The sequence below is a fragment of the Nonomuraea lactucae genome (genome assembly GCF_003313395.1).
GTDB classification, from domain to species: domain Bacteria; phylum Actinomycetota; class Actinomycetes; order Streptosporangiales; family Streptosporangiaceae; genus Nonomuraea; species Nonomuraea lactucae.
Genome location: NZ_QNFZ01000992.1, coordinates 1 through 12235, shown reverse-complemented (window position 1 = coordinate 12235; position 12235 = coordinate 1). Strand labels below are relative to the sequence as shown.

The window sequence follows — 12235 nt, the reverse complement described above, 5'->3', positions numbered from 1 at the left end:
GGCCGCTGCGACGGCGCCGAACGCCTGCCGGGCGGTCGCGCTGGCGTCGCGTCCGGGCGGCGGCGGCACCAGCACGGTGAGCGTCGACAGGCCGGCGCGGATGCCCTCGGCGTAGGCCGGATGGCGCCGCTCTATCAGCGGCCACGCGATGTCGAAGGCCGCCTGCCAGGCGGCCGCCTCCGCGCCGGTCAGCGGGGAGGCCACTGGCCACTGGTGGCAGTCGCGGTAGGGATCGGAGTCCTCCAGCAGGATCTCGAACGTGCCGGACCGCAGCGTGCGCGCCGGACGCCGTCCGGGGTCGCGCCGGTCGAGCAGCAACCGGCCCGCCGCGGCGGTCAGCACGGCCGTCTCCCCCTGGACCGGCCCGAGGGTCGCCACCGTCGGCAGGTGCACCGCGCCGTCGTGCGCCAGCACCTCCAGCTCGACGTCCACCCCGCCGCGCAGCGCCGCCGCGGCGGCGACGTTGGCGAGGTAGCGGGCCGGGCTCTCCCCCTTCACGCAGCGCACCGCCCAGGCCCGGACGTACGGGTGCGCGAGCACCCGCCGCAGCTCGGCCGGCGCTCTCGACTCCAGCCCGACCAGCACCTCCCACGCGGCGCGCGCCTCCGCGCGGGTGCGCAGGCTGGCGATCAGGGCGAGCAGCACGCTCCGCTGGGAGGCGGCGAGCCACTGGACGTCGCGGGCGCCGCCCAGGCCGTCGCCCAGCGCGTCGAGCGTGCTCTCCGGGAGGACGTGGCGGTGGATCTTCGTCGCCCCGCGCACCTCGGTGATGAGTTCGTACAGGTCGTCGCAGTAGACGCTGGGGTTGGCGAACCCCGAGCCGGCGCGGTGGCGGTGCGGGTAGAGCCCCCCTCCGCAGCTGTCGACCACGGCGCAGTCGCGGCAGATCTCGCTCAGGCCGGCGAGCCCCGACTGCCGGGTGACCACTCCGGGGTGCCGGGCGACCTCCTCCAGATCGTGCCTGAAGACGTCCATGCCGGTCGCCGGAGCGCCCTCGTAGGCCACCTTGAGCGAGTCGACCTGCTCGTACGAGCCGTCGGTCTCGATGACGACCAGGGTGCTCGGCTCCAGGCCGATCGCCTCGGTGAGGCTGGACCTGCCCAGCGTGGTGCGGATGATCGATTCGAAGAGACGGATCTGGACCGGCCTGCCCTCCGCCTCCCAGCGGTGGAAGATCGCCAGCAGCCAGTCGGCGTAGGCCGTCGGCCGTCCCGGCGGGCGCTCGGGCGGCGAGTCCCAGGTGGCGTGCGGGAGCAGGAAGTCTATGCGGGGCGGCCGCAGGCCGGTCAGGGCCTCGTAGACGGCCAGGGGGTCGTTGTCGAGGTCGATGGTGCAGAGGATGCCGCCGTAGAGCTCGGGCCTGCTCCTCAGCAGCTCCACCGCCGCCAGGACCTGGTCGTGGCTGCCGCGCCCGTCGGCGTGGCGGCGGTGCCGGTCGTGGGCCCGCCGGTCCCCGTCGACCGACACGCCGACCCGGACGCCGTGCTCGGCGAACAGGTCGCAGAACCGCTCGTCGAGCAGGACGCCGTTGGTGTGGACTCGGATGTCGGGCACGCAGACGCCGGACAGGGCGTCCCGGAGCGAGGACAGGACCCTGCCGAGCCTGGCGGGACCGGCGAGCAGGGGCTCGCCGCCGTGCAGGACGATGTGGACCCTGTCCAGGCCGTGCAACGCCGCGTGGGCGGCGATGCGGGCCGCGGCGCGGTCGACGGTCTCGTCGGAGATCACGCGCGGTCGCGATCTCCAGGACTGATCGGCCTTGGTGTACACATAGCAGTAATCACAGGCGAGATCACACCTACTGTGCACTTTTACGATAAATTGTGAAAAAGGAGCGGTTATGTCACGCATGGCCGTGGTGTCCGATATTAGATGGACGAGCTGAAAGCGGCCACAGGCACTCGACGACCCTTCCCGGCTTCGGGCATGATGCGGCTCAGCACGAGAGCCAGCTCCGCCTCCCCGACGGACTCCATCTCGGAAAGCGGCAGATCAGCGAAGTCCGCCAGATCCGAGATGAGGCCGCCTTGTGAGCGGTCGGTTGTCGTCATGGTCTCAACCTTCGAGGAGTCATATTGAGGTAGTGCCCCTCAGGGAGTCTAGTGGCCGGCCTTTTGCAGGCACGTACCCTTGACCGTTTGTCCTGGTCAATGTATTTTAACCGTCCGAAAAGCAGCCCCCGACACCAAGTCAAAGATCCGATACCAAACTGTGAGACGCGGCCCAGAGCATGTGCTCCCGGGAAATGGTCTCCTCGGCCTCGTCCACGAAATGCGCCCATTCCGGCTCCGACACCGGCCAGTGGTCCTCGTTGGCGACCGTGCCGAGTTCGAAGGCGGCCAGCGCGTACGACTGCGCTAGCTGGCGATACTGCCTGGTCTGCGTCCACGCGATCCCCGCCGCGGCCAGCGCGCCCACGATGCCCGGAACGTCCAGGTCGATCACCCGCGCCGCGCCGAGCACGGCCGCGATCAACCCGATCGCCTCGATCGAGGCCAGCGCGACGGACCAGCCGATCGCCCGGTGCTCGTTCGTCAGCGCCCTGCTCCGATACCACAGCCGCTGGTCCTGGATCCGCCCGCGGCGGTAGAGCTCCTGCCGCTCGGCCAGGGGGAGCCCCCGGATCCGCCGCATCTCCGCCGTCACGGCGTGGCTCTCCTCCTCGAACGGCACGGGCGCGAAGCCGCGCATCTGCCGGACGATCTGCAGCATCCGTCCCAGCAGCAGCCGGTCCGGGTCGTCCGGCCCGCCGTTCAGGTCGAACGGCTGACCGCCGACGGCATAGCGCCAGGCCAGCGTCTTGGCCGACTCCGCGGCCGCCCTGGCCTCGAACCAGTGCCTGTCGGGCCGGGCGGTGAGCAGGTAGACCTCCACCACGAGCGCGGCCGCCAGGGCCGAGCCGGTGATCAGTGCCGCGATGTCCACCTTGCCGCTCTCGATGCTGAAGGTGCCGAAGACGGCGGCGGTCGCCAGTGATCCCAGCCGCAGCACGGTCGTGACGAAGAACCGGCGTTGACCGATCATCGCGCTGCGATCCGCGAGGCGAAACAGCCCTGGATAGTGCGCTTCTTCGTCCACGATTCCGAGAGGAACCCGGCACGTTCGCCGTGTCAAGGCACGCGCAGGGCACCCTCCGGCCAGATCACCCGCACCTCCATGCCCCTGGCCCTGGCGTCGCGCACCGCCTCGGCGGTGCCGCCCGCTCCCCTGGGCGGCCGGCCGTCCCACACCGCCAGCAGCAGGTCGGCCCCCTCCAGCAGCAGCCCGTTGGCCGACGCGTACGCCCGCGGCGAGGGCAGCTCGAAGGGCAGGCTCCGCACGCTCGCGGCGTGCCTCAGCCGGCGGGCGTAGGCGGACCTGTGGGCGGCGGGCAGCCGCCGCCCGTACTGGCGCGCGGGCACCACCACCTCCAACCGGCCGCCCAGCTCCACCACCACGTCGGCGAAGATCTGGTCCGCGCCGGGAGCCAGGCACGACACCCCCACCAGGTCCGCGGTGAAGGGCTGGAGGATCTCGCGGATCGCCGAGCGGACCAGGCCCGCGGTCTCCCTGCTCAGATCGCGGTGCCCGCTGATCGCGATGCGCATGCGTCCTCCTGCTCCGGCGCGTGGAACGGCTCCCCGGCGGAACCGCCTCCCCTTGATGTGTCCCGCGTCCAGGCCGCGGGCACACCCCGACCGGCCCGCGTTCGGGTGGCGGCGCGATTCAGGTGGCGGCGCCGCCGAGGTAGAGGCGGCCGAGCCGGGGGTCGGCGGCCAGGTCGCGGGCGGGCCCGGAGATGTGCACGCGGCCGAGGTCGAGGACGCAGCCGACGTCGGCCGTCTCCAGCGCCCGCCGCGCGTTCTGCTCCACCAGGAGCACGGCGACGCCGGTGCGGCGCATCAGGTCGATCTGGTCGAAGACGACCCGCGTGGCGCGCGGGTCGAGCCCCATCGACGGCTCGTCGAGCAGCACCACCTTGGGCTCCAGCATGAGGGCGCGGGCGAACTCGACCTGCTTCTGCTGCCCGCCGGACAGCAGCCCGGCCATGCTCCCCCACCGTTCGGCGACCACGGGGAACAGCTCCTTGACCGCCTCCACCCGCTCCGCCAGCCTCGCCGGATCGCGCACGGTGTACCCGCCGAGGCGCACGTTCTCCGCCACCGTCATCTCGCGGAACACGCTGTGGCCCTGCGGCACGTGGGCGAGGCCGAGACCGAGCAGCCGCTGCGGCGACAGGCCCGCCACGTCCCGCCCGGCCAGCACGACCCTGCCGGAGCGGGGGGCGAGCAGGCCGCTGGCGACCTTGAGCGCGGTGGACTTGCCCGCGCCGTTGGGGCCGACGAGGCAGACCACCTGCCCCGCGCCCACGGTCACTGACAGGCCGCGCAGCACGGGCGCCGCCCTGCCGTACCCGGCCTCGACGTCCTCCAGGGACAGCACCGCCTCAGACACCGAGATACGCCTCCAGCACGCGCGGGTCGCTCCGCACGATCGACGGCGGCCCCTCCGCGATGGGCGCGCCGCGGTCGAAGACGATCACGTGGTCGCACATGCCCATCACCATGTCCATGTTGTGCTCGACGACCAGGAACGTGTGCCCTTCGGCGTTCAGGTCGCGGACGAGCGTGACGAGCCGGTCGATCAGCGCGGGGTTGACGCCGCCCGCCGGCTCGTCGAGGAGCACGAGCTCGGGTTCGGCCATGAGGACGGCGGCCAGTTCCAGCAGCTTCTGCTGCCCGTACGACAGGTCACGGGCCTCGGCCCGCTCCAGGTGGTCGATGCCCATGCGGCGCAGCCAGTGGCGGGCCCGTTCGACCTCGCCCCTGTCGTGCAGGCCGGCCAGCAGCTCGCGCAGGCGGGTGCGGCGGACGGCGACCAGCATGTTCTCCAGCACCGACAGGCGGGGGAAGATCCGGCAGAGCTGGAAGGTGCGGCCGATGCCCGCCTGCGCGACGCGGTGCGGGGAGTGCCGGGTGATGTCGCGGCCGCGGTAGGACACGCGGCCCGAGTCGGGCCTGATCATGCCGGTGATCAGGTTGAAGAACGTGGTCTTGCCCGAGCCGTTCGGCCCGATCAGGCCGTTGATCCCGCCGTCGCGGATCTCCACGGTGGCCCCGTCGACCGCCAGGACGCCGCCGAACGCCTTCGTCAGCCCTTCGGTGCGCAGCGAGGTCATCGCGCCACCCCCTGCAGCCGCTGTCCGGCGCTCTCCTCCGGGATGGACGGCGCTCCGGCGCGCCTCCCGGCGAGCCTGGCGATGATGCCCTCCGGCATGAACAGCACGACCAGCACGAGTAGCACCCCGGTCGCGGTCAGGTGGATCTGCGTCTCGCCCAGCGCGATCAGGAAGTACTCGCCGGCGGGCGCGATGATGAGCGCGCCGAGCAGCGGCCCGAACAGGTGGCGGACGCCGCCGAGCAGGCTCATCAGCACCATGTAGGAGGAGGTCAGGATGGAGAAGACGAAGATCGGGTCGAGGCTGCCGAACCAGAGCGCGTACAGGCCGCCCGCGAGCGCGACGAACAGCGCCGACAGGGCGAAGGCGGCCACCTTCAGCGCGGCCGTGGGCACGCCCAGCGACTCGGCCTTGTCCTCGTCCTCCCTGATCGCCCGCAGCCCCGCCCCGAACCGGGACCGGCCGATGAACCACCAGGACAGCAGCGCCAGGGCGAGCAGCGCGAGGAAGAGGTAGAAGAACACGATGTGCCCCTGCCCGCGGTGCAGGCCGGGGAAGGGCGAGGGCACCTGCAGGCCGGTGGAGCCGCCGGTGAGCGAGCGCCAGCCCTGCACGACGAGGTTGGTCATCGACACCAGCGCGATCGACACGATCACGAACGACGCGCCCCTCACGCGGACGGCCGCGATCCCGACCAGCACGGCGAAGGCCGTGACCAGCAGCGCCGAGGCCGGGAGGGCGGCGGTCCAGGGAAGGTCCCACCTGGTGACCATCAGGCCGGTGCCGTACGCGCCGAGCCCGAAGAACGCCGAGTGGCCGATGGAGACGTAACCGGTGAAGCCGCCCAGGATGTTCCAGGAGGTGGCCATGGCCGCGTACATCACGGTGAGCGCCCCGGCGTACACGAGGTAGTAGTTCGGCACCATCCACGGGTAGCCGGCCGCCAGGACGGCGGCCAGCACCAGGAGCCCTCTAGAAGCGATGCGCAAGCCGGCCTCCGAAGAACCCCTGGGGACGTACGAGCAGGGTCAGGAAGAGGAAGACGTAGAACATCATGGTCGCCCAGGTCGCGTCGATCGTGACCAGCACGAGCCCCTCGACCACGCCCAGGACGACGGCGGCCAGCGCCGCGCCGGCCACGCTGCCCAGCCCGCCCACCACGATGATCGCCATCAGCTTGCCGATCCACGCCCAGTGCGAGGCGGGCAGGAACGGCGTGATCAGCGCCAGCACGGTGCCGCCGACGGCCGCGGTCGCCAGGCCCACGCCGAACCCGTAGCCGGCGACCCGCTCGGTGTGGATGCCGACCAGCCTGGCGGCCTCCCGGTGCTGGATGGTCGCGCGCAGCGCCTGGCCGAACCGGCTCCTGATCAGCACCGCGAACAGCGCGGCGAGCGTGATCGCCGCCACCAAGAAGGCGATGATCTTGTCGTACGGCAGGTGCACCCCGCCGACGGTGAGCGACCGGGTGGCGTAGTCCATGCTGATCGACTTGTAGGAGCCGGTGTAGACCGTGCCCAGCAGCCCCTCGATGGTGAGCGCGATGCCGAACGTCAGCAGCACCGACATCATCGCGAGGTTGTCGGGGGCGAGCCGGGCGAGCAGCAGCCGCTGGACCGCCACGCCCAGCGCGAAGAAGACGGGAACGGTCACCGGCAGCGTCAGGAACGGGTCGGCGGCGAAGGCGGTGTGCATCGTGTAGGCGAGGTAGGCGGCCAGGAACAGGAACGCCGGGTGCGCCACCATGACCACCCGCATCACCCCGAAGTACAGCGACAGGCCGGAGGCGAGCAGCGCGTACAGCCCGCCCGTCAGCACCCCCAGGGCCAGCCCCTGCAGGAGGAGGCTCACCATTCCTTCTTGGGGTAGACGAGCTTGGCGGTCTGCGCCTTCGAGCCTTCGGGCAGCACGATCTCCACCTTGCCGTCGACGTACTGCTGGATCATGTGCGCCTGCTCGGGCCTGCCCTTGTCGTCGAAGGAGAGCGGGCCCACGACCGTGTCGAACGTGCCCTGCCTGATGTGCCGGGCGAGTTCGTCCTGGCACTCCTTGGTGGGCTCGGCGCACTTGACGGCGTTCACGGCCGCCTCGACGATCTGGCCGACCGTGTAGCCGTTGGCCGCGTCCTCGTTGGCCTCGCCGCGGAACATCTCCCTGTAGCGCCGCACCATCTCGTCGTTGCCGGGGAAGCCGGAACGGGCCGACCAGCCGACAGGCGAGACGATGTGCTCGGCCGCGCCCTTGACGGCGGCGGGGAACTCCGCGAGCGTCGGGCCGGTGGAGAAGGCGGCCAGCTTGGGCTGCACCTTGAGCTCCTGCAGCGCGCGGACGAGGCCGACGGAGTCCTCGAACTGGGTGCCGCCCACGACGATGTCCGGCTTGGCCGCGGCGATCTTCGCCGCGATGGGTGCGAAGTCCGTCGTCTCCGGCGGGTACACCTCGTCCACCACTGTCCTGACGCCGGCGGCGGCGAGCCTGTCCCTGAGCCCGTAGGCGGTGCCCTGCGCGAACGGGTCGTCCAGGCTGGCGTACGCCGCCGTCTTCGGCCGCTGGCCGGCGGGGAGCCTGGCGATGTGGTCGGCCAGGTAGTTGTAGTGGTCGCTGGCGATGGCGGGCGCCGCGTAGAACAGCCGGGTGAAGCCCTGCTCGAAGACCTCCTTGGCGGCTCCGGCCGGCTCCACGAACAGCATGCCGTACGATTCGGCGACCTTGGCCGCCGGGATGACCAGGCGTGAGGAGAACGGGCCGAAGACCAGGTTGACCTTGTCCTGGGTGATCAGCGACTCGTAGTCGGAGCTGACCCGGTTCGGGTCGGAGGCGTCGTCCCGGAAGATCAGCTCGACCTTGCGGCCGAGCAGCCCGCCCTTGGCGTTGACCCGGTCGGCCCAGACCTGGTAACCCTCCTGGATGCCCTTGCCCGGTTCGGCGAAGTCGCCTGTCAGCGGGAGCGAGATGCCGATCCTCACCGGCCCGGGCGGCTGCCCCGCCTGCTGCTGCGTCGCGCCCGGCTCGTCCGTCTTCGCGCACGCAGCCAGTCCTAAGCTGCATATCGTGAGGATCGCCAGGCCCTTGAGAACCAATGCCATCGAGAGGACCTCCGTCGAGAGGCAGCGCGTAAGCGCTTTCGCAAGCGCTTTCGGTTACGATTGCACGTGATCCAGCGGCGGACAAGGGGTGCGCGCGCATGACTGACCGACCTTCCCCGCCCCGCCTCATCGACGTGGCACGGGCCGCCGGGGTGTCGCTCGCGACCGCCTCGCGGGCCATGACCGGCAGCACCGGCGTGAGCGCCTCGCTCGCCGCGCACGTCCAGGCGGTCGCCTCCCAGGTCGGTTACGTGCCCAACAGCCACGCCAGAGCGCTGGCCGGCGGGCAGGCGTCCATGGTCGGGCTGATCGTGCACGACGTCGGCGACCCCTACTTCGGCGAGATCGCCCGGGGCGTGCTGCGCGAGACCGAGAGCCGCGGCTACCTGGCGCTGATCAGCCAGACCGAGCGCGACCCGCGCGCCGAGCTGGCCAGGATCCGCGCGCTGCGGGCGCACCGGGTCACCTCGATCGTGCTGGCCGGATCCGGCTACGTCGACGCGAGCACCGAGACCGACATCGCCGCCGAGGTGCGCTCCTTCACCGCCGCGGGAGGCCGGGTCGCCGTGATCGGCCGCCACCACCTGCCGGTCGACGCGGTCCTGCCCGACAACGTGAACGGCGGCGCCACCCTGATGCGGCACCTGCTCGACCTCGGCCACCGCCGCGTCGGCGTCCTCGGCGGCCCGGCCAACCTCACCACCGTCGAGGACCGGCTCGCCGGCCTGCGCCTGGCCGTGGACGCTGCGGGGCTCGACTGGCGCTCGATCCCGGTGGTGCACGGCGACTTCACCCGCGAGGGCGGCGCGGCGGCCACCGCCCGGCTGGTGCGCGCCCACCCCGAGCTGACGGCGGTGGTGGCCTTGAACGACCCGATGGCGGTGGGGGCGCTGTCGTGGCTGCTCAACAGCGGCCGGCGCGTACCGGAGGAGATCTCGGTGGCGGGGTTCGACGACATCCCGGTGGCTGGCGACGTCTATCCGGCGCTCACCACGGTCCGGCTGCCCATGGTGGGCATGGGGCGGCAGGCGCTGGAGCTGGTGCTCAAGCCCCCGGCCTCCCGCCCGCGCCGCCGCCGCACCCCGCACGAGCTCGTCATCCGCGCCTCCACCGCCCCCGCGCCCTGACACCCCGCCTTTCAGGGAGTGGCGGGTATTGACAGGACGATCTCCCGGGTTACGATGCGCCGGAGGCCACGAAAGCGCTTTCGGAAGCGCTTACGACCACGCGCCGGCCGGAAGGACCCCGGATGACAGCCCTCCGCACCCTCACCGTCGCGGCCGTCCTGGCGCTGGCCATACCGGCTCCCGCCCAGGCCACCGGCCCCGTCCCCGCCACCTGGACCGGCCAGGACACCCCATCGGCCCACGACGGACAGCCGGGCCCGCCCGCACAGCACACCCCGCACCCGCGGACCACCCCGGACACGCAAGGCAGGACGGACGCGCAAGGCAGGACGGACGCGCAGGGCAGGACGGACGCGCAGGACAGGACGGACGCGCAGGACAGGACGGACGCGCAGGACAGGACGGACGCGCAAGGCAGGCCGGACACGCACGGCATCCCGGACGCACGGAGCAGGCCGGACGGGCACGGCATCCCGGACGCGCACGGCGACACGGGAGTGTGGGGGAGCGGGGACGGGCGGGAGGGCGCCGGGGGAAGGGGATCCCCAAGCGGGCCGGGGCCGGAGGAGCGGGGGGTGTGCGGGCCGGGGCCGGTGGTGGTCGGCAGGGTGGAAGCCGCCCGGAACTGGGCCCCCGTGACACCGGCCAAGTGGCGTTTCCCCGGCCACCAGGTGATCCTCGCCGAGCAGGGGGTGGCCAGGCCGGGGCCGCGCAGGCCGTTCGAGTACGCGGTGCTGAGGACGGGCCCGGTGTTCGGCTCGGCCCAGATCGACGCCGAGGTGCGCCTCGACACCCCGACCAGCGTCAGCGACCGTGACGTGATCGTGGTGTTCGGCTACCGGTCGGACACCGAGTTCTACTACGTCCACCTGTCCCAGGACAACACGATCTACCCGCACAACGGGATCTTCGTGGTGGACAACGCCGACCGGCTCCGTATCGACGACCAGTGGAACGGGCGGGTGGGCGCGCCCCCAGCGGTGACAGACGCGAAGTGGCACCGGGTCCGCGTGCGCCACTGCGCCGACACCGGCCGCATCGAGGTGTACGTGGACGGCTCCCCGACTCCGCTCATGACGGCCACGGACCGCACGTTCGGCTCGGGCCGCGTGGGGTTCGGCTCGTTCGACAACGTCGGCAGGATGCGCGGGCTGACCGTCAGCGGCACCCCGAACGGCCGTGACCGCCCGCCGCGAGCACGGCCCGCTGACGCCCCTGGCTGAAACCGCTCGCCCGACCGGCGAGCGCCTAACCCGAACCCCGAGCCCCTGGTGGTGGACAGGATGCCGAACCTCTTGAGGCCCCTGGGCGCCGCGCTGCTCGCGATCGTACTGTGGGCGCCGCAGGCGGTCGCGCGGGACGTGGCCCCGATCGACGATCCGATCCCCGAGAAGCCGACCCCGTCGAACCTCACGCTGACGCTGGAGGAGTTCGCCTCGTTCCCGAAGACGGAGACGACGCCCACGCCGGTCGACCAGCGGCTGGTCCGCTGGGCCAGGATCAACTACCTCGGTGAGCTGCCGGACGGCTCCCGGCGCCTGTTCACCAACGACCTGAACGGCAAGCTCTACCTCTACGGAAAGGGTCGGCAGCCGCGGGAGTACCTCGACGTCGCGGCCACGTTCGCGCCCGACTTCGTGTCGGGCAGGGGGCTCGGCAGCGGGTTCGGCTTCGTCGCCTGGCATCCCGACTTCGCCAGGAACGGCAGGTTCTACACAGTGCACACCGAATGGGGCGCCGCGCTGACCACGAAGACCCCCGACCTCACCCCGCAGCCCGACACCCGCTTCCACGGCGTCGTCACCGAGTGGACGGCCGCGGACCCCCGGGCCGACACCTTCAGCGGCACCCGCAGGGAGGTGCTGAGGCTCGGCTTCTCCGGCCAGATCCACGGCATCCAGCAGATCGACTTCAACCCGGCGGCGCGCCGCCACGGCAAGGACCACGGCCTGCTGTACGTCGCGGTCGGCGACGGCGGGCGGGGCACGTCGAGCGACGATCCGCAGAACCTGGCCGTGCCGCACGGCAAGATCCTCCGGATCGACCCCCTCGGCACGGACGGCGCCAACGGCAGGTACGGCATCCCGCCCGGCAACCCGCTGGCCGGCAGGCCGGGCGCGCTCGGCGAGATCTACGCGTACGGCATGCGCGACCCGCACCGGTTCAGCTGGGACCCGGGCGCGGGCCACCGGCTGTTCCTGGGACACATCGGCGAGCACGCCATCGAGGCGGTCTACGAGGTGCGGGCCGGTGACAACCTCGGGTGGAGCGAGCGGGAGGGCCCGTTCGTGTTCGACAGGGCCGACCGCTGCCACCTCTACACGCTGCCCGACGACGACGCGCGGCACGGCTACACCTACCCGGTGGCCGCCTACGATCACGACCCGCCGCCCGGTCACAGCTGCACCGCCGACAGCGGGCACGCCGTCGTGGGCGGCTTCGTCTACCGGGGCCGGCGGCTGCCTGCGCTGCGCGGGCTGTACGTGTTCGGCGACATCGTGGACGGACAGGTGTTCTTCACCAGGGCCGCCCTCATGCGGCGCGAGCTGCCGGCAAGGGCCACGATCTTCAAGCCGAAGCTGGTGGACGGCTCGGGCAGGCCGGTGACGATGGCCGAACTGGCCGGGCACGCGCGGGTCGACCTGCGGTTCGGCGTGGACGGCGCGGGCGAGCTGTACGTGCTGTCCAAGGCCAACGGCAGGATATGGAAGGTCACCGGAGCCCGCTGGAGCCGGTCATGAGGGCCCGCGGCCTCGTGCCCGCCGTGGCCATGGCGTCGGCGCTGACACTCCCACTGGCACCGGCCGCGTCGGCCGCCCCCGCGCCCGCCGTCGTCGCGGCAAAGCCCGCGTCGCCCGCCGCCG

Annotated in this window: 12 protein-coding genes; 3 read left to right on the top strand and 9 right to left on the bottom strand. The window is 72.0% G+C overall.

Going from position 1 to position 12235, the window contains the following annotated elements; translation table 11 throughout:
- From DQW85_RS35570 to DQW85_RS35530, 9 genes are all read right to left on the bottom strand, one after another.
- A partial coding sequence (locus tag DQW85_RS35570) for an FxsB family cyclophane-forming radical SAM/SPASM peptide maturase (protein ID WP_205315652.1) occupies positions 1-1851 on the bottom strand: 1851 nt, incomplete at its 3' end.
- Positions 1852-1868: 17 nt separating this feature from the next.
- A complete protein-coding gene (gene fxsA, locus DQW85_RS35565) occupies positions 1869-2051 on the bottom strand; it encodes an FxSxx-COOH cyclophane-containing RiPP peptide (protein WP_113704138.1) in 183 nt (60 codons plus the stop codon).
- A 139-nt stretch (positions 2052-2190) separates the two neighbouring features.
- Positions 2191-3078, bottom strand: a complete 888-nt coding sequence (locus tag DQW85_RS35560) for a DUF4231 domain-containing protein (RefSeq protein WP_275888286.1) — start codon at positions 3076-3078, stop codon at positions 2191-2193.
- 32 nt (positions 3079-3110) lie between these two features.
- The gene (locus tag DQW85_RS35555) at positions 3111-3587 is read right to left on the bottom strand and encodes a hypothetical protein (protein WP_113704136.1); all 477 of its coding nucleotides are present in this window, start codon (positions 3585-3587) and stop codon (positions 3111-3113) included.
- Between the two features lie 118 nt (positions 3588-3705).
- Positions 3706-4434: an ABC transporter ATP-binding protein gene (locus DQW85_RS35550; protein ID WP_205315651.1), complete on the bottom strand. Its 729-nt coding sequence runs from the start codon at positions 4432-4434 to the stop codon at positions 3706-3708.
- Positions 4427-5158: an ABC transporter ATP-binding protein gene (locus DQW85_RS35545; RefSeq protein ID WP_113704135.1), complete on the bottom strand. Its 732-nt coding sequence runs from the start codon at positions 5156-5158 to the stop codon at positions 4427-4429. Before DQW85_RS35545 ends, DQW85_RS35550 begins: the two co-directional genes overlap by 8 nt.
- Entirely contained in the window at positions 5155-6147 is a 993-nt protein-coding gene (locus DQW85_RS35540; RefSeq protein ID WP_205315650.1) for a branched-chain amino acid ABC transporter permease, read from the bottom strand. Before DQW85_RS35540 ends, DQW85_RS35545 begins: the two co-directional genes overlap by 4 nt.
- Complete coding sequence (locus DQW85_RS35535) at positions 6131-7012, bottom strand: branched-chain amino acid ABC transporter permease (RefSeq protein ID WP_113704134.1); 882 nt, start codon at positions 7010-7012, stop codon at positions 6131-6133. The genes DQW85_RS35540 and DQW85_RS35535 overlap by 17 nt, the downstream gene beginning before the upstream one ends.
- Positions 7006-8244: an amino acid ABC transporter substrate-binding protein gene (locus DQW85_RS35530; RefSeq protein WP_113704133.1), complete on the bottom strand. Its 1239-nt coding sequence runs from the start codon at positions 8242-8244 to the stop codon at positions 7006-7008. Before DQW85_RS35530 ends, DQW85_RS35535 begins: the two co-directional genes overlap by 7 nt.
- A 98-nt stretch (positions 8245-8342) precedes the next feature.
- On the opposite strand from DQW85_RS35530, the gene DQW85_RS35525 reads away from it, so the two are divergent.
- The 3 genes from DQW85_RS35525 (at position 8343) to DQW85_RS35515 (ending at position 12112) form a co-directional block, all read left to right on the top strand.
- A complete protein-coding gene (locus DQW85_RS35525; protein WP_113704132.1) occupies positions 8343-9371 on the top strand; it encodes a LacI family DNA-binding transcriptional regulator in 1029 nt (342 codons plus the stop codon).
- 122 nt (positions 9372-9493) lie between these two features.
- Positions 9494-10594, top strand: coding sequence for a hypothetical protein (locus tag DQW85_RS46190; protein ID WP_205315649.1), 1101 nt, complete (start codon positions 9494-9496; stop codon positions 10592-10594).
- Between the two features lie 60 nt (positions 10595-10654).
- Complete coding sequence (locus DQW85_RS35515; RefSeq protein ID WP_113704140.1) at positions 10655-12112, top strand: PQQ-dependent sugar dehydrogenase; 1458 nt, start codon at positions 10655-10657, stop codon at positions 12110-12112.
- The last annotated feature ends 123 nt before the right edge of the window (positions 12113-12235 follow it).